This window comes from Pseudomonas sp. BF-R-19, assembly GCF_019956445.1.
GTDB lineage: Bacteria > Pseudomonadota > Gammaproteobacteria > Pseudomonadales > Pseudomonadaceae > Aquipseudomonas > Aquipseudomonas fluorescens_BH.
In genome coordinates, this window is sequence record NZ_JAHBDN010000039.1 from 74,056 (window position 1) to 91,905 (window position 17,850).

Here is a 17,850-nt window from a genome sequence, read left to right on the forward strand (position 1 = left end):
TCGACAGCCACCGGTTCGAGTGTTTCCAGAAATGCCAGCAGGAAGTGACCACCTCCTGAAAGGGCGAGGGCCCTCTCAGGAGATAAGGTTAGTCAGAAATCAGGACTTCTTGTCGTCAGCCGCTTTATCAGTCGGTTTGGCGATCAGGGCCTTGAGTTCGTCGCTCATCGGGAAGTTCAGGTTCAGGCCTTTTGGCGGGATTGGCTGCATGAACCACTTGTCGTAGATCTTGTTGATCTCGCCCGATGCGTAGGTGGCCTTGATGGCGTCATCCACAGCCTTTTTGAACGGCTCGTCGCCTTTGCGCACCATGCAGCCGTAGATTTCGAAGGACTGTGGAGTGCCGGTCACGGCCCAGTCGCTTGCCTTCTTGGCTTTGGCGGCTTCACCGGCCAGCAGGGCGTCGTCCATCATGAAGGCCACTGCACGGCCGGTTTCCAGCATCTGGAACGACTCGCCGTGGTCTTTGGCGGAGATGACGTTCATGCCCATCTGCTTGTCGGCGTTCATCGACTTGAGGATGCGCTCGGACGTGGTGCCGGCGGTGGTCACGACGTTCTTGCCGGCCAGGTCAGGGAAATCCTTGTACTTGGAGTCTGCCTTGGACAGCAGGCGAGTACCGATTTCGAAGATGCCAACGGAGAAGTCAACTTGCTGCTGACGCTCGACGTTGTTGGTGGTGGAGCCGCACTCGAGGTCCACGGTGCCGTTCTGCACCAGCGGGATGCGGGTTTGCGAAGTCACCAGGTTGTACTTGACCTGGAGGTTCGGCATGTCCAGGTCTTTTTTGATGGCTTCGACGACTTTCAACTGGATGTCGTGGGAGTAGCCGACCGGTTTGCCGGAAGCGTCTGCAATGTAGGAAAACGGAATGGAAGCGTCGCGATGGCCCAGGGTGATGGTGCCGGAGTCTTTGATCTTCTTCAGGGTGCCGGTGAGCTCGGCGGCGAAAACTGGCGTGCTGATCAGAGCGGCAGCAATGGCTGCGCCCAGGATATGGGGAACGATGCGCATCAAATTTTCCTCGACATTGTTTTTTTTATGGAGCCAGTTCATCGGCCCTTTTGTGCTGCAAAACACCTGAGCGCTACGATGAGTCGGCGCAAAGGACATTCGTCGAAGAAGTGTAGAGCATGACTCGTGCCAGACCAGTGTGAATTGATCAAGAGGTTGATTTATAAGGGAATTAAATATTTTTTGCGTTGAGATTTCACTGAGGTGATCCGGTTAACCGAACCGACCCGCAGGTCGCGTTCGGAAAACCGAATGGTGGCAGGGTGCTACCCGATCATCAGGTGTACTTGCGCTTGTCGGGAGCCGGCGGGAAGTACTGGTACAACCAGGTTTCACTCAGCGTGCGGTCGTTGGTGCGGATGAACAGGCGCAGCTCGACAGGCTCCACGCTGTCATTGGTCGGGTACCAGTCAAACAGGATGCGGTAGCCTTTGATGTCATCAAGCTTGAGCACGCTGAAATCCTTGACCTCGCCGTTCGAGCAAGTGACTACAGGCTCGATGCCCGCGCCTTCAGGCAAGCGGTCCAGGCCGCCGCCGGTGAAGTCCACGGCAAAACGACGGGCCCAGACTGGCGGGTAATGCTCGCCTGGCGCCCAGCCTTCGGTGAAGCCGCCCATCCCGGAACGGGTTGCGTTGACCCGTGCCAACGGCGTTCCGACTGGCGGCAATGCGCTCCAGTAGAGCTTGTAGCCGTAGTTCAACGAATCCCCCGCAGCTACCGGTTTCTTCGGCGTCCAGAAGGCGACGATGTTGTCCATGGTTTCGCCGGTGGTCGGGATCTCCAGCAGATCGACCGAGCCTTCACCCCACGCGGTGGTCGGTTCTACCCACAGGCTCGGGCGGCGGCTGTACCAGTCGACCGTGTCCTGATAGCTGGCGAACTCGTGGTCGGTCTGCACCAGGCCGAAGCCCTTCGGGTCGGTATCGGCGAAGGCATTGAATTGCAGGGTCGCCGGGTTGTTCAGCGGGCGGCAGATCCACTCGCCGTTGCCGCGCCACATGGCCAGGCGGTCGGAGTCGTGGATTTGCGGGTGAATGGTGTCGCACATCCGGCGTTCGTGGGTGCCGCAACTGAACATGCTGGTCATCGGCGCGATGCCCAACTGGTCGATGGCGGTACGTGCATTGACGTGGGCATCGACCTCCATCACCACGCGCTCGGCCTGGCAATCGATATCGAAACGGTAGGCACCGGTGGCGCTCGGCGAGTCGAGCAGGGCGTAGACCACGAAGCGGGTGCTGTCCTTGTTCGGTGTCTCGAACCAGAACTTGGTGAAGTCAGGGAATTCTTCACGCTTCTTGGCGTAGGTGTCGATCGCCAGTCCGCGGGCCGACAAGCCGTACTGGCCGGTGGCGTCCACCGCACGGAAGTAACTGGCGCCGAGGAAGGACACGACATCGTGCTTGTCCAGTTCCGGGGCCTTGAACAGCTTGAAGCCGGAGAAACCCAGGTCGCCCTTGAGCTGTGCGGTGTCGACCGTGGTGTTTTCATAGTTGAACAGCGACGGGCGGAAATGCACCTCGCGGGCCATCCGGGTTGTCGGATCGACGCTGTACATGCGCACCGGCTGCTTGAACCCCATGCCGACGTGGAAGAACTGCACGTCCAACTGGCCCTTGAGCTCTTTCCACAACGAATGATTGCCGTCGTAGCGAATCGCATTGAAGTTCTGCGGCGTCATGGTCGCCAGGGTCGGCGGCAACTGTTGCTTGGTGTCCTGGTAGCGATTGCTGGCGAGCTGTTTGGCCTGGAGCTTCAGCGCCTCGAAATCGAACGCGGTGGCCTCGCCATCAGCGGTGCCGCCACTGGCGGCCCAGGCCTGGGCGGCCAACAGGCCCGTGGCGGACAAGCCGGTGTAGGCCGCGATGGCCATGGAGGCTTTGAGCAAGTTCCTGCGGTGCATAAATACAACCTGTCGTGAGCAATCCCGCGCCGTTCCTGGCACGTGCTGGATCAGAAATATCGGTTCGGACATGCCTTCGGCCAAACGCAACGGACTTTTAAACAGATGCCCGATAGCTTAAACCGTTCGATTGCAGAGCAAAATTGATTGATGGCACTGCGCCGGCTCGGCAATGAAACAAGACATGTCGGGAAACAATTCCGACAGGGGTTTCTGATTTACAGGGCATTTCTGCTTTTTTCGACTAATTACTCTAAAAACTGCTTTTCAGCGCCCGGAATATTTCTATTCTGTGCACATGACCGGTTTATGCCCTTCGGACCGGTGCGGTTCAGCGGGCACCCAGCGCCTGCTGAAAAAGGGATAGGGCGATGCGGTTTTTTGCAGTTTCTTTGACGTCTAGAGAAGGACATCGTCCATGTCGAAAGTACAGAACATCACTGAATTGTTGGGAATCTTTCCGTGCCTGGCCAGCGGGCGGCGAAGACGCCGACTCAACTCTGAGGAACTGAAACTGGTGGAGCGCTATCGGGAATTGTCGGAGAACGACCGGATAGCGATGAGGTATCTGGTGGATGCGATGAGGAGTGTTTCGCGGTTTTGAGCCGGGCTGGTTACCGTGGGAGCCATTTGGCCTTCACGGTAGCCAGGCTGGTTAACCTGCCTGCATCAGCGTCGGCTATGCCGGCGTCGATTGCTTGCTGTCGGACAGATTGCCGGTCGAGCTTATGGAGATACGCCTCTGCAAACGAGCTATCACATGGAATCATTTCGATGATGGTTCGTTTGACGCTGCGAGTCTCGTTCATGTGGATATAACTCATTCCGCAGGACCATTAATTGAGAGGACTCAAACCAAAGGGACGGACTGAGATGTCTGTCCCTTTTTTATCAGCTCGATTTATCCCTTCAACGGCAGGTGCCCGCGATTGGGAAGGGGCGCTGCACCTGCATCAACTCAGGCATGTCTCGCCACTTGATCCAGGCGTGATGTTGGTAATGCAGCAAGGGCACCGAAACTCCGGCCAAATTCAAGGAACTCAGGCTTGGCAGGTTTTCCACAGGCGCTGATTTCGCATCACGCAGCGAGGGTATGACTTCGTTGCTCAACCACTGGCGCAGATTGCGGTTTTCCGGGACGAAGTGGTGAACCAGCAAGGCGTACATGCCAGATTCGCTGACCATCAGGGTTTCGACCGTTTTGCCGTCCTTGAGCAGCCAGACGCTGCGACGTTGGTCGGGATCGAGTTTCCGGGTGAGCCGTTCATTCAGGGGTTTGCCCATCAGGCGCCCAAGGTCCTGAACACAGAACCAGGCTTGGTTGTCTTGCATGAAGGCGTGAAGGAAGCGGTTGTGGCGGGTGAAGACGGTGGGATCGAAATAGGGAAGAGGCGAGCTTTGAGGATGCATTGGCATGGCGTGATTTCCGTTTTGGCTTGGAAAGTCACCACGAACCCTTCGACAGGTTGGGTGGCGGACCGAGTGGCGTTCGAAGTCGGGACACTTCCAAGTCAAAACGGAAGCCGAAAGGCCCGCGCCACACGGCCCGCCATAATGCAGAACTGAAGGCATAAAACAGCCACAGTTCTATGGGGGCACACGAGCACCGTTTTGACTTGTTCCGGCTTCGACTCCGGGCCGCTGATTTGGCAGCGACGGGATGAAGCCTATCGATCAGGCGCTCGCGGCGCCAAGTCTACTCTGGCGACGCGTGTTGTAGGAATCGAGCGTTTTTCAGGAAGGCTGCGCCTGTAGGAATTTTCTGTTTTTGCATTGACTGCAGAGAAGCAGCACCTGAAGCGCGTTTTTTCCTTTATGTATTCGAATCCAGCAAACGAACTGCAGGTTTTCTCCATGCTGATCGAATTCTCGGTTACCAATTACCGCTCTTTCCGGGACAGGCAAACCTTGTCCATGGCGGCGGCTCCGCGCCTGAGCAAAATGCGTAACACAATCAAACCGCCCTGCGCAGAAAAGCTCCCCGATCTGTTGAAGGTGGCTGCGATTTACGGCCCAAACGCTTCCGGCAAGTCTTCATTGGTCCACGCGATGGGGATCGTCGGGCGCTTGCTCGCAACGGAATCCAATCCCGGTGACGAATTGCTATCTGTTTCGCCTTTTCGTTTTGATCGCGCGTTGAAGGTTGCGCCCAGCGTATTTGAATACAACTTCATTCAAGGAGGGCTGCGCTATCGGTTTGTGCTGGGGTTAACTGGGCAGCGGATTGTCAAAGAGCAGTTGCTCTCTTATCCGAGAGGGAAAGAAACGCTCCTGTATGACCGCCAATTCGACGCCGAAGGGGAGCGTTATATTTTCGGGAAAACGCTGGAGGGCGGGAAAGAAGTGCACGGCGCATGGCGGCGTCTGACGAGCCCGAAAATGCTCTTTCTCGCGCAGGCCGTGAAGAACAGCAATGAAGAAATGACTCAGTTGCGAATGCCGTTCAGCTGGTTCCAAACCGGACTTCTCGTGGTCGAGCAGAACAGCATGATGGAGCTGTCGACGGCGTCGATCCGATTTCTTCAGATGGAATCGAGCCAAACGAACGACCTTCGGGACTTTCTCAAGGCATTGGACATTCCGGTCTCTATCATTGAGCTCAATTCAGACGGGTTCGATGCCGTTCAGAACAATAAGGAACCTACCCTGAAGGAGATCTTCGCGGGGGTTCAAAAGAACAAAGTGACCCTCACACACTCCAGTCATTTAGGTGCTGCGGAGTTTGATTTTTCGGAAGAGTCGTGCGGTACAAAGAACCTGATTGGTTTTTGGTTGCCCTGGTTCATGATGAATCAGGCGGGTGGCAGCGGGGTGCTTTGTGTCGATGAGCTCAACAGCAGTCTTCATCCAGACATTGTCGCTGACTTGATCGGCAAGCATCTGGACAGTGGCCTCGATACCCAGCTGATTTTTACAACGCACGATACCCATCTCATGAATGAAAAGATCCTGCGGCGGGATCAGTTCTGGATTACCGAACGTGATGTCAACGGCGCCACGTGTTTGTTTTCCATTCACGATTTTGAGGGGCGAGAGAGTGAGGATGTCGAGAAACGCTACTTTGAAGGCCGCTATCGCGGATTACCGCTGATAAGGCAGGGATAAGCATGGCGAACTCAGGTAAGTCATTTGATCGCAAGACTTCACTGTACAAGCCTCAGCCTAAAGTGTTGGTGCTGTGCGAGGACAGCAAGTCAGGAAAGCGATATCTGGAAGAGGCTGCATTTTATTTTCGGGCCAAGGCTCAGGTGGAAATTGCTCACTGCGGTGTCACGCATCCGAGTGGCATTGTTGAGCGAGCAATCATCCGGCAGAAGCGCTTCGACAAAGTGTTTTGTGTTTTGGATCGCGATACACACCTTTGCTTTCAGCGGGCATTGAATGTTGCGCAACCCCATCCAAAGATCAAAGTCATTGCATCGTATCCCTGCTTTGAGTTTTGGCTTCTGCTGCACTTCGGTTTCAACCGAAAGCCCTTCAGAGCTGTCGGCAAACGCTCCCCGGGCGATTTGGTTAGCAAGAGTCTGCGAGAAAAAACCAGCATGGAGAAATACGAGAAGGGCAAAGACATCAGTTACTTTGCCCAACTGTTGGGAGAACCCGTTCCAAACGGCACGAACCCTGGCACCGAAGATCCTCGAAGACGTCGCCATCAGCGGCGAACCGAATCCCAGTACCGAAATCCATTTACTGATTGATGAATTCGAAAGCCTCTCTAAACCCCAGCCAATCTAGCGCCGTGAATCCTGCCCGCATCGCGACGGGCAGGGTGTTTGTTCGAAGGCCAATACTTTACCGACTAACCTTCCAGGCATCCCCAGCAGGCGCCATACCGTGGTCATACGGCTTGGCGATCCACATGTAGAGCAGGCCCAGGCCAATGACGATGGCCGTGCTTAGCACCATCGCGTAGTTGATGTACCACGAGGCATCCGGCGTACGTGGCCAGGCCATGTTGATGATGGCGCCGACACCATAGACCAGCGCGCCGATGTTCACCGCCCAGCCCCAGGCGCCGAGGGTGAATTTGCCGCTGGGTTTCCAGCCCTTCAGGCGGGCGTACAGGGCCGCGAGCACGATCATCTGGAACGCCAGGTAGATGCCGATGGCCGCGAAGCTGACGATGGTGGCGACAGCGTCTTGCAGGAAGAAGCCGAGGATGATGATCAGTGCCGGCAGGACACCAGAGACGAACAGAGCCGCGACAGGAACCTGAGTCGTAGGGGAAATCTTCTTCAGCAGTCGGCTGCCGATGACCATTTCGTCACGGGCGTAGGAATACAGCAGACGACTGGCCGCCGCTTGCAGGCTGATCACGCAGGAGATGAAGGAAATCATCACCACACCCATCACCACTTTCGAACCGACCGGGCCGAAGGCGTTGTTGAGGATGGTGGTGACCGGATCCTTGTCGGTGCCGTTGATCACCGCTTGCATGTCCGGCACAGCCAGGATCAGCGCCAGGCAGGCGAACATCGCCGCGATGCCGCCGATGTAGATGGTCATGCGCATGGCCACCGGGATTTTCTTGCTCGGGTTCGGGGTTTCTTCGGCCACGTCGCCGCAAGCCTCGAAGCCGTAGTACAGGAACATCCCCGCCAGCGACGCGGTGAGGAACGCCGGCAGGTACGAGCCGTCGACGCTGATATCAAAGGTGTTGAACAACACGCTGATGGGCTGATGACGCTCGAAGATCAGCAGGTAAACGCCGACGATCACTGCGCCCACCAGTTCGCAGAGGAAGCCGAACATGGCAATGCGCGCCAGCACTTTGGTGCCGCTGAGGTTGACCAGGGTGGCGAACAGCGTCAGGAACAGGGCGATGATGATGTTGGTGTTGTTGCTCGGTTCAAAGCCCATCATGGCGGCGAGGTACGGACCGGCACCGACCGCAACGGCGGCGATGGTTACGCACAGGGCAATGGAGTAGATCCAGCCGACCATCCACGCCCAGCGCTTGCCCACCAAGCGGCGAGCCCACGGGTACACACCGCCGGAAATCGGGAACTGCGAAACCACTTCACCGAAGATCAGGCACACCAGCAACTGGCCGCAACCAACCAGCAAGTAAGCCCAGAACATCGGTGGCCCGCCGGCGGCCAGGCACAGGCCGAACAGGGTATACACCCCGACGACCGGGGACAGGTAAGTGAAGCCCAGGGCGAAGTTTTCCCACAGGCTCATGCTGCGATTGAAGTTGGAGGTGTAACCCAGCTTGCGTAGTTGCTCGGCATCGCTGTCGGCAAGGGCTGCAGAGAGATCGGGTGATGCACTCATGTGTGATTGCTCCGGAAAATCGGCAGATTTCGGATGTCCGAAACCGTGACGGGGCTTTGGGAGCGCCGCCCGGATCGGTGGTTATTGTTTTGTCTTCTTTGGGGTGGAGCCTGGTGGTGCTGGGTGCCGGTTTCTTCCTTGAAGTTGCGGTGACGCCATCGCGAGCAAGCTCGCTCCCACATGGACTGCGCAGTACCTGTGGGAGCGAGCTTGCTCCGGGCGGCGATCCGACGATGCTTTTTCTAGTGCTTGAACATCACATGCCGCACAACGGTGTAGTCCTCGAGTCCGTACATGGACATGTCCTTGCCATAGCCGGACAGTTTCTGACCGCCGTGAGGCATTTCACTGACCAGCATGAAGTGCGTATTCACCCAGGTGCAGCCGTACTGCAAACGGGCGGACAGGCGATGGGCGCGGCCGACGTCGGCGGTCCACACGGAGGAGGCCAGGCCGTAGTCCGAATCGTTGGCCCAGCCCAGCACTTGCGCTTCGTCGCTGAATTTAGTCACCGAGACCACCGGCCCGAACACTTCGCGACGGACGATTTCGTCGTCCTGCAGCGCATCGGCCAGTACCGTCGGTTCGAAGAAGTAGCCGTTGCCCTCGACAGCCTTGCCGCCAGTGATCAAACGAATGTGCGGCTGGGCGATGGCGCGCTCGACGAAACCGGCAACGCGGTCGCGGTGTTGCGCGGTGATCAGCGGGCCGAGTTCGGTCGACGGATCGTCCTGCAAGCCGTACTTGATGCTGCTGACGGCGGCGCCGAGTTTCTCCACGAACTTGTCGTAGATACCTTCCTGGGCATAGATGCGGCAGGCGGCGGTGCAGTCTTGCCCGGCGTTGTAGAAACCGAAGGTGCGGATGCCTTCGACGGCGGCATCGATGTCGGCGTCGTCGAAGATGATCACTGGGGCTTTGCCGCCCAACTCCATGTGCATGCGTTTGACGCTGTCGGCGGTGCTGGAAATGATGTTCGAGCCGGTGGCAATCGAACCGGTCAGCGACACCATGCGCACTTTCGGGTGGGTGACCAATGGGCTACCGACGGTAGGACCACGGCCGAACACCAGGTTGAGTACACCGGCCGGAAAAATGTCCGACGCCAGTTCGGCCAGGCGCAGGGCGGTCAGCGGGGTTTGTTCCGACGGCTTGAGCACCACGGTATTACCGGCGGCCAGGGCCGGGGCGATTTTCCAGGCGACCATCATCAGTGGGTAGTTCCACGGCGCGATGGACGCGATCACGCCCACCGGGTCGCGGCGGATCATCGAGGTGTGGCCGGGCAGGTACTCGCCACCGGCCGAACCGCTCATGCAGCGGCTGGCGCCAGCGAAGAAGCGGAACACGTCGGCAATCGCCGGGATCTCGTCGTTCAGCGCGGCGCTGTAGGGCTTGCCGCAGTTGTCCGATTCCAGTTTGGCCAGCTCTTCGCCGTGGGCTTCGATGGCATCGGCGAGTTTGAGCAGCAGCAGCGAGCGCGCTTTCGGCGGGGTATGCGACCAGCTGTCGAACGCGGCGTCGGCGGCACGCACGGCGGCATCGACCTGGGCTTCGCTGGCTTCGTTGATTTCCACCAGCACACGACCCAAGGCTGGGTTGAATACGGGTTGGGCGGGGCCTTCGCCGGCGAGCAGTTGGCCGTTGATCAAGAGTTTGGTTTGCATGGTTTTGTCCTCTTCGGAACTGTTGTTTTTTTCTCTGTGGAAACCGGCTCTAACTGTGGGAGCGGGCTTGCTCGCGAAAGCGGTGTGTCAGGCACCATCACTGTTGAATGTGATGGCCTCTTCGCGAGCAAGCCCGCTCCCACATTGAATTCGGTTCCTACCGGGAGTAATCGTTGTCAGTTACTTACCGCCACTACCCGCAACGCTCTCACCACCCCGGGTCAGGTAATAGGCGCCGAGGATCGGCAGCATGGTCACGATCATCACCAGCATCGCCACGACATTGGTCACCGGCACATCACGAGGCCGGCTGAGCTGGTTGAGCAGCCACAGCGGCAGGGTGCGTTCATGGCCGGCGGTGAAGGTGGTGACGATGATTTCGTCGAACGACAGGGCAAACGCCAGCATGCCGCCGGCCAGCAACGCCGAGCCGAGGTTTGGCAGGATGATGTAGCGGAAGGTTTGCCAGCCGTCGGCGCCGAGGTCCATCGAGGCTTCGATCAAGCTGTGGGAGGTGCGGCGCAAGCGAGCGATGACGTTGTTGTAGACGATCACCACGCAGAAGGTCGCGTGACCGACGATGATGGTGAACATCCCCGGCTCGATTCCCAGTGTCTTGAAGGTCGCCAGCAGTGCGATCCCGGTGATGATCCCCGGCAGGGCAATCGGCAGGATCAGCATCAGCGAGATGCCTTGCTTGCCGAAGAAGTCCCGGCGGTACAGCGCGGCCGAAGCCAATGTGCCAAGGACCATGGCGATCAGCGTGGCAATCGAGGCGATCTGCAACGACAGCTTGATCGCTTCGAGCACGTCCGGCCGCGAGAACGCCACGCCGATCCACTTCCAAGTGAAACCCTTGGGCGGAAAGCTGAACGCCGCGTCTTCGGTGTTGAAGGCGTACAGGAAGATGATCAGGATCGGGAAGTGCAGGAACACCAGCCCGCCCCAGGCTGCTATGCGTAGCCCGAGAGATGCTTTCTCAGAGTGCATCGAAGGCCCCCAGTCGTTTGACGATGGACAGGTAGATGGCGATCAGCACGATCGGCACCAGGGTGAAGGCGGCGGCCATCGGCATGTTGCCGATCGCGCCTTGCTGGGCGTACACCATGCTGCCGACGAAGTAGCCGGGCGGGCCGACCAGTTGCGGCACGATGAAGTCGCCCAGGGTCAGCGAGAAGGTGAAGATCGAGCCTGCGGCAATGCCCGGGATCGACAGCGGCAGAATCACCTGCATGAAGGTCTGGCGCGGCTTGGCGCCAAGGTCGGCGGAGGCATGCAGCAGCGACGGCGGCAGGCGTTCGAGCGAGGCCTGGATCGGCAGGATCATGAACGGCAGCCAGATGTAGACGAACACCATGAAGCGCCCCAGGTGCGAGGTCGACAAGGTGCTGCCGCCAACCCCCGGAATGCCCAGCACGAACTGCAGGACCGGCTCCAGCCCCAGGTGCTGCACGAACCACTGCGCCACGCCGCCCTTGGCCAGCAGCAGGGTCCAGGCGTAGGCCTTGACGATGTAACTGGCCCACATCGGCATCATCACCGCGATGTAGAAAAACGCCTTGGTCTTGCCGGTGGTGTAGCGCGCCATGTAGTAGGCAATCGGGAACGCGACGATGGCGCTGGCGATGGACACGACAATCGCCATGCCCAGGGTGCGCAGGATGATGTCGAAGTTCGACGGCTGGAACAGCGCGGTGAAGTTCGCCAGGGTCAGGTCGGGAGTGACCGCCATGGTGAAGTCGTCGAAGGTGTAGAAGCCTTGCCACAGCAACGTCAGCAACGAGCCGAGGTAGATCGCGCCGAACCACAGCAACGGCGGCACCAGCAGCATCGAAAGGTACAGGTTCGGCCGGCGATACAACAGGTTGGAAAACCTGCGCAACGGCGAGCCGCCTGACGAGGTTTGAGAAATAGCCAAGGTGCTCATCTCACATCCCGCCTGCAAGGGTGTCGTGCAACTGGACCATCGCTTCTCGCGCCCAGCGTGCGCTGAGGCGCTGCCCGGTCTGGTGTTGCGCGCTGCTGTCGATCCACTGATTGTTGGCCTGGCTGATGTTCAGGGTCTGGCCGTTTTCGAGTTTCAACTCATAACGGGTGGCGCTGCCCTGGTACTGAATGTCGTGGAGCAAACCGCTGACCTCGATCTCGTGGCTGGCCAGCGGGCCTTCGGCGAAACGCACGTGTTCCGGGCGAATCGAGAACGGCTGCGGATTGCCGCTGAGCTGCCAGGCCAGCTCGCCGCGAATCACGTTGGAGGTGCCAACGAATTCCGCCACGAAGGTGGTGGCCGGCTTCATGTACAGGTTGCGCGGGCTATCGACTTGTTCGATGCGCCCCTTGTTGAACACGGCCACGCGGTCGGACATCGACAGCGCTTCGGTCTGGTCGTGGGTGACGAAAATGAAGGTGATGCCGAGCTGGCGTTGCAGCTTCTTCAACTCGCCCTGCATTTGCTCGCGCAACTTCAGGTCGAGGGCGCCGAGGGGTTCGTCGAGCAGCAGCACCCGCGGACGATTGACCAAGGCGCGGGCCAGGGCCACACGTTGGCGCTGACCGCCGGAGAGCTGAACCGGCTTGCGCTCGCCGTAGCCGCCGAGGGCCACCATCTCCAGGGATTCCTCGGCGCGCTTGAGGCGTTCGACCTTGCCGATGCCTTTGACTTTCAAGCCGTAGGCGACGTTGTCGCGCACGTTCATGTGCGGGAACAGCGCGTAATCCTGGAACACGGTGTTCACGTCGCGCTGGTACGGCGGCAGGCCGGCGGCCTCCTCGCCATGAATGCGGATGGAACCTGCGCTCGGTTGTTCAAAACCGGCGATCAGGCGCAAACAGGTGGTCTTGCCCGAGCCGGACGGCCCCAGCATGGAGAAGAACTCGCCGTCCTGGATGTCGATGGAAACCCGGTCTACGGCTTTCACTTCGCCGAATTGACGGGAGACGTTGGTGAACTGGACTGCAAGCGTCATGGTGCGGTGCTCCAAAAAGGCGAAGGCCGTCGCAGCGGCCCTGCCTGGACTTCTGAAAAACGAACATCGGGTTTCTGCACTTCTGTGGGAGCGAGCTTGCTCGCGATGGCGGCTTGTCAGTCGATAGAGATGTTGACTGTAATGCCCTCATCGCGAGCAAGCTCGCTCCCACAGGGTAGGGCGGGTTATCTACCGCCCATGATCGCGATGTAGTCCTGGGTCCAGCGGCTGTACGGCACGAACTTGCCGCCTTCAGCCTGCGGGGTTTTCCAGAAGGCGATCTTGTCGAACTGGTCGAAACCGTTGGTCTTGCAGCCTTCGGCGCCGAGCAGTTCGCTCTCCTTGCACGCCGCCGGCACCGCTGGCAACGAGCCAAACCAGGCCGCTACGTCACCCTGGACTTTCGGTTGCAGCGACCAGTCCATCCACTTGTAGGCGCAGTTCGGGTGCTTGGCCTCGGCATGCAACATGGTGGTGTCGGCCCAACCGGTGGCCCCTTCTTTCGGGATGGTCGAGGCGATTGGCTGCTTCTCGTTCATCAGGCCGTTGACCTGATACGGCCAGGCACCTGAGGCGACCACACCTTCGTTCTTGAAGTCACTCATTTGCACGGTGGTGTCGTGCCAGTAGCGGTGGATCAACGGCTGCTGGGCGCGCAGCAGATCGAGCACGGCCTTGTACTGGGCTTCGCTCAGTTCGTAGGGGTTCTGGATGCCCAGTTCCGGTTTGGCGGTCTTCAGGTACAGCGCCGCATCGGCGATGTAGATCGGGCCGTCATAGGCCTGCACGCGGCCCTTGTTCGGCTTGCCGTCCGGCAGGTTTTCCGCATTGAACAGCACGCCCCAACTGGTGGGCGCGGTCTTGAACACGTTGGTGTTGTACATCAACACGTTCGGGCCCCATTGATAAGGGGCGCCGTAGGTCTGCTTGTTGACCACGTACCACGGCGCATCTTTCAGGCGTGGGTCGAGGTTCTTCCAGTTCGGGATCAACGTGGTGTTGATCGGCTGCACACGCTTGCCGACGATCAGGCGCAGGGAGGCGTCGCCGGACGCGGTCACCAGGTCGTAACCGCCCTTGGCCATCAGACTGACCATTTCATCGGAGGTGGCCGCCGTCTTGACGTTGACCTTGCAGCCGGTTTCCTTCTCGAAACCGGTCACCCAGTCGTAGGCCTTGTCACTCTCGCCACGTTCGATGTAGCCAGGCCAGGCCACAATATCCAGTTGGCCTTCGCCCGCCCCGACAGCTTTGAGCGGCTCGGCGGCCTGGACACTGGCACTGGCCAGCAGCGCGGTGGTGATTGCACTGAGCAGTGCGGTCTTGTGCACGAACATGGGAATTCCCTCTTCTTTAAATTATGGTCGGGGCAGTTGTGAACGTGGTGAAGCATGCCGTTGGCGGCTTGTTATTAGCGTAGTCAGAGATGCTCGCCATGGCGGGCCATGATGTGCCGCACCACGCTGTAGTCCTGAAGCGAATCGCTGGACAGGTCTTTGCCGTAGCCCGAACGTTTCAGGCCGCCATGGGGCATTTCGCTGACCAGCATGAAGTGGCTGTTGATCCAGGTGCAGCCGTACTGCAAGCGCGCCGCGACCTGCATGGCCTTGTCGAGGTTCTGGGTCCAGACCGACGAAGCCAGGCCGTATTCCGAATCGTTGGCCCAGTCCACCGCTTGTTCGAGTTCATCGAAGCGGGTCACGGTGACCACCGGCCCGAACACTTCGCGCTGGACGATCTCGTCACTTTGCTTGCAACCGGCGAGCAGGGTCGGCTGGTAATAGAAGCCGGCGCCGGAATGCACCGCTGCGCCGGTCACCCGCTCGATGTGCGGCTGGCCGAGGGCACGCTCGACAAAACTGGCCACGCGATCGCGCTGGCGGGTGCTGATCAGCGGGCCGATTTCGTTGTCGGCGTCGCGCTTGCCGGCGAAACGCAGGCTGCTGACGGCGGCGCCGAGCTCGGCCACCAGACGGTCATGTATCCCGGCCTGGGCGTAAATGCGGCAAGCGGCGGTGCAATCCTGGCCGGCGTTGTAATAGCCGTAGGTGCGTACGCCTTCGACCACGGCCTGAATGTCGGCATCGTTGCAGACGATCACCGGGGCCTTGCCGCCGAGTTCGAGGTGGGTTCGTTTGAGCGTTTTCGATGCGGCCTGGAGAATCTTCTGGCCGGTGACGATATCGCCGGTCAGCGACACCATGCGCACTTTAGGGTGATTCACTAGATGGCTGCCGACGCCTTCGCCACCACCGCAAACGATGTTGATCACGCCCCGTGGCAGGATTTCGGCCAGCGCGGGGGCCAGGGCCAGGATCGACAGCGGCGTGTGTTCCGACGGCTTGAACACCAGGGTGTTGCCGGCGGCCAGGGCCGGGGCGATTTTCCACGCGGCCATCATGATCGGGTAGTTCCACGGCGCAATCGACGCCACGACCCCGATAGGATCGCGCCGGACCATGCTGGTGTAGCCCGGCAGGTATTCGCCGCTGAGCTGGCCGGTCTGGCAACGCACGGCACCGGCGAAGAAGCGGAACACATCGACCGTGGCATTCAGGTCATCCTGACGGGCCAGGTGCAACGGCTTGCCGCAGTTCATGGATTCGAGGCGGGCCAGCAGGTCGGCGTTTTTTTCGATGGCGTTGGCGATCTCCAGCAACAGGTTCGAACGTTGCTGTGGCGTGGTCCGTGACCAACCGGCAAAGGCACGGTGGGCGGCGAGGATCGCGGCTTCGACTTGCTCGGTGCTGGCTTCGGCGATTCGGGTCAGGACTTCCCCGGTGGCGGGGTTGAGAATCGGCTCGACGCAGCCTTGACCGGCAACCAATTCACCATCGATCAACAATGCGGTGAACAACGGGGTCTGCGCGCCAGCCATTTTTCGGGTTCTCGTTTTTTGTGTGGCTTCTTGTGTAGACATGGCAGCGCTCCCTGTGAGTGGGGCCCGGCCGTCTTTATTGGATGCAACAAGACTAGTTCGCGGACCCGAGGACAACAAATACTAAATACTGAAGGCGGCGTTCGATTAAATAGATGGCTTGCGCCCGCCGTGGGGTTGTTCGCGGGCGACCGTGAGAAACGGGTCCACCAGTGCCGGCCGCGCGGTGCCGCGACGCCAGGCCAGGCCGACATCGAGGGTCTGGCTGAGGTCGGCGATCGGCCGCGCTTCGATGATGTCGCCCTCCAGTGACCACGGGCGATACGTCATGTCGGGCTGGATAGATACGCCCAGACCGGCGGCCACCAGGCTTCGCACCGCTTCGGTCGAGGCCGTGCGCAGGGTGATACGCGGTTGCAAGGAGGCTGCCGACCACATGCGTTGGGCGTTGCGGTCCATTTCATCGACGTTCAGTTGAATCAATGGCTCGCGGGCCACGTCGGCGAGGTTGATGCTGTCGTGTTCCAGCAACGGGTGCTGGGCCGGCAACCATAGCCGGTGCGGCGAATGGGTCAACACTTCGGTCTGCAGGGCGTGGCGGTCTTCGAGGTTGGAGAGGATCAACACACCGACATCGATCTCGCCGCTGACCAGCAAATGTTCGATGTACGGGCGCTCATCTTCCATCACGCGGATTTCCACGTTGGGGTAGGCGCGCTGGAAGCGGGTGAGCAGATCCGCCAGGTAGTAACCGGCCACCAGGCTGGTCACGCCGACGATCAGCTGCCCGGCAACCTGGTCGGTGCTCTGTTGCAGGCTGCGCTTGGCGTTATCCACCGTGGCCAGGATCAAGTGCGCCTGACGCAGGAATTGATGCCCCTGGTGGGTCAGGGTCATGCCCTTGGCGTGGCGGCTGAACAGGCTGACGCCGATTTCCTCTTCCAGTTGCTGGATCGCCAGGGTCAGGGTCGATTGGGAAATGAACGCGGTTTGCGCGGCGGCCGAGATCGAGCCGGTCTCGGCCACGGCGATGAAGTGACGGATCTGACGCAAGGTCATCATGGGAAAGTACCCGGTGGGCTGTTTTTATCGATTGGCAGGAGTGTATATCGTTTTTTCTGATAGGCCGGCGCAAGCGGCAATGGGCGCATTGAGGCAATGCAACATCTGGAAGCACTCTCGCCCACGGGGCGTGGGCACTTTCGTTTTAGGCTGGTGGTCTTGGTTTCAGGTTAAACGTCTTGTGGAGGCGGAAAATGAACACCCGTGGATTGCTCGATCAACTACTCAAGTCCGGCCAGGACCTGTTGCAGAACAAGGCCGGCAGCTCACAGCAAAAGGGCGCGAGCGGTGGCAACGGTGCCCTCGGCAGCTTGCTCTCCGGCGCGAGTGGCGGGGCATTGGCGGCAGGCGCCATGGGCTTGCTGCTCGGCAGCAAAAAGGCCCGTAAAGTCGGGGGCAAGGTCGCGGTCTACGGCGGTCTCGCCGCGTTGGGCGTGCTGGCCTATAAAGCCTATGGTAACTGGCAGGCGCAGCAGGGCGGTGCAGCCGGTACAGAGCCGCAAACCCTGGACCGCGTGCCGGCCGCGCAAGTCGAGCTGCACAGTCAGGCGATTCTCAAGGCGCTGGTGGCCGCGGCCAAGGCTGATGGTCATGTCGATGAGCGTGAGCGTGCCTTGATCGAAGGCGAATTCACCCGGCTCGACAGCGACCAGGAGCTGCAACACTGGCTGCACGCCGAGCTCAACAAGCCGCTGGACCCGAACGATGTCGCCCGCGCCGCCCGCTCCCCGGAAATCGCCGCCGAGATGTACATTGCCAGCGTGATGATGGTGGACGAGGAAAACTTCATGGAGAAGGCCTACCTCGACGAACTGGCGCGCCAACTCAAGCTCGAACCGGGGTTGAAAGCCGAGCTGGAGAAGCAGGTTCGCCAGGCTTCCCTGTAAACCTTAAGACTGCATTCGCGAGCAGGCTCGCTCCCACATCAGGTCTTCAGTGATCACAGATTCTGCGTACGCCAGAGATTCAATGTGGGAGCGAGCCTGCTCGCGATGGCGTTTTCAGCCACACCACCGCCCCAATGGCCATTCCACGGCCCCTTTCTACCCAATCACCCCTGGCACCCATCCCCTTCATTAG

General features: G+C 59.7%; 15 protein-coding genes. 4 read left to right on the top strand and 11 right to left on the bottom strand.

Annotation, left to right across the window (positions count from 1 at the left end; genetic code table 11):
• Positions 1 to 99: 99 nt before the first annotated feature.
• Together KGB28_RS08540 and KGB28_RS08545 are read right to left on the bottom strand one after the other, a co-directional pair.
• On the bottom strand, positions 100 to 1,014 hold the full coding sequence (locus KGB28_RS08540) for a glutamate/aspartate ABC transporter substrate-binding protein (RefSeq protein ID WP_223444168.1): 915 nt from the start codon (positions 1,012 to 1,014) through the stop codon (positions 100 to 102).
• Between the two features lie 277 nt (positions 1,015 to 1,291).
• Complete coding sequence (locus KGB28_RS08545) at positions 1,292 to 2,920, bottom strand: glucan biosynthesis protein D (protein WP_223444170.1); 1,629 nt, start codon at positions 2,918 to 2,920, stop codon at positions 1,292 to 1,294.
• Positions 2,921 to 3,338: 418 nt separating this feature from the next.
• Between KGB28_RS08545 and KGB28_RS08550 the strand changes: the two genes are divergently transcribed.
• Entirely contained in the window at positions 3,339 to 3,524 is a 186-nt protein-coding gene (locus tag KGB28_RS08550; protein WP_150754247.1) for a hypothetical protein, read from the top strand.
• Positions 3,525 to 3,829: 305 nt separating this feature from the next.
• Here the strand turns inward: KGB28_RS08550 and KGB28_RS08555 are convergent, their stop codons facing one another.
• Complete coding sequence (locus KGB28_RS08555) at positions 3,830 to 4,336, bottom strand: Bro-N domain-containing protein (protein ID WP_223444172.1); 507 nt, start codon at positions 4,334 to 4,336, stop codon at positions 3,830 to 3,832.
• A 438-nt stretch (positions 4,337 to 4,774) separates the two neighbouring features.
• Between KGB28_RS08555 and KGB28_RS08560 the strand changes: the two genes are divergently transcribed.
• Both KGB28_RS08560 and KGB28_RS08565 read left to right on the top strand, forming a co-directional pair.
• A complete protein-coding gene (locus tag KGB28_RS08560) occupies positions 4,775 to 6,025 on the top strand; it encodes an AAA family ATPase (protein ID WP_223444173.1) in 1,251 nt (416 codons plus the stop codon).
• 2 nt (positions 6,026 to 6,027) lie between these two features.
• Positions 6,028 to 6,618: an RloB family protein gene (locus KGB28_RS08565; protein WP_411740580.1), complete on the top strand. Its 591-nt coding sequence runs from the start codon at positions 6,028 to 6,030 to the stop codon at positions 6,616 to 6,618.
• Positions 6,619 to 6,712: 94 nt separating this feature from the next.
• On the opposite strand, the gene KGB28_RS08570 is transcribed toward KGB28_RS08565, so the two are convergent.
• The 8 genes from KGB28_RS08570 to KGB28_RS08605 all read right to left on the bottom strand — a co-directional run bounded on the left by KGB28_RS08570 (position 6,713) and on the right by KGB28_RS08605 (position 16,770).
• Positions 6,713 to 8,197: an APC family permease gene (locus tag KGB28_RS08570; protein WP_223444175.1), complete on the bottom strand. Its 1,485-nt coding sequence runs from the start codon at positions 8,195 to 8,197 to the stop codon at positions 6,713 to 6,715.
• 242 nt (positions 8,198 to 8,439) lie between these two features.
• Positions 8,440 to 9,864: a gamma-aminobutyraldehyde dehydrogenase gene (locus KGB28_RS08575; protein ID WP_223444176.1), complete on the bottom strand. Its 1,425-nt coding sequence runs from the start codon at positions 9,862 to 9,864 to the stop codon at positions 8,440 to 8,442.
• A 180-nt stretch (positions 9,865 to 10,044) separates the two neighbouring features.
• A complete protein-coding gene (locus KGB28_RS08580) occupies positions 10,045 to 10,854 on the bottom strand; it encodes an ABC transporter permease (protein WP_015093712.1) in 810 nt (269 codons plus the stop codon).
• Positions 10,844 to 11,791 (bottom strand): ABC transporter permease, encoded by a 948-nt coding sequence (locus KGB28_RS08585; RefSeq protein ID WP_223444177.1) that lies wholly within the window; start codon positions 11,789 to 11,791, stop codon positions 10,844 to 10,846. Before KGB28_RS08585 ends, KGB28_RS08580 begins: the two co-directional genes overlap by 11 nt.
• A gap of 1 nt (position 11,792) precedes the next feature.
• Positions 11,793 to 12,830, bottom strand: a complete 1,038-nt coding sequence (locus KGB28_RS08590) for an ABC transporter ATP-binding protein (protein ID WP_223444178.1) — start codon at positions 12,828 to 12,830, stop codon at positions 11,793 to 11,795.
• A gap of 185 nt (positions 12,831 to 13,015) precedes the next feature.
• Positions 13,016 to 14,167 (bottom strand): putative ABC transporter substrate-binding protein YdcS, encoded by a 1,152-nt coding sequence (gene ydcS, locus KGB28_RS08595; RefSeq protein WP_223444179.1) that lies wholly within the window; start codon positions 14,165 to 14,167, stop codon positions 13,016 to 13,018.
• Positions 14,168 to 14,250: 83 nt separating this feature from the next.
• Positions 14,251 to 15,750, bottom strand: a complete 1,500-nt coding sequence (locus tag KGB28_RS08600; protein WP_223444181.1) for a gamma-aminobutyraldehyde dehydrogenase — start codon at positions 15,748 to 15,750, stop codon at positions 14,251 to 14,253.
• Positions 15,751 to 15,855: 105 nt separating this feature from the next.
• Positions 15,856 to 16,770, bottom strand: coding sequence for a LysR family transcriptional regulator (locus KGB28_RS08605; RefSeq protein ID WP_007975056.1), 915 nt, complete (start codon positions 16,768 to 16,770; stop codon positions 15,856 to 15,858).
• A gap of 194 nt (positions 16,771 to 16,964) precedes the next feature.
• Here KGB28_RS08605 and KGB28_RS08610 point away from each other — a divergent pair, with 194 nt between their 5' ends.
• The gene (locus KGB28_RS08610) at positions 16,965 to 17,657 is read left to right on the top strand and encodes a tellurite resistance TerB family protein (RefSeq protein ID WP_223444182.1); all 693 of its coding nucleotides are present in this window, start codon (positions 16,965 to 16,967) and stop codon (positions 17,655 to 17,657) included.
• The last annotated feature ends 193 nt before the right edge of the window (positions 17,658 to 17,850 follow it).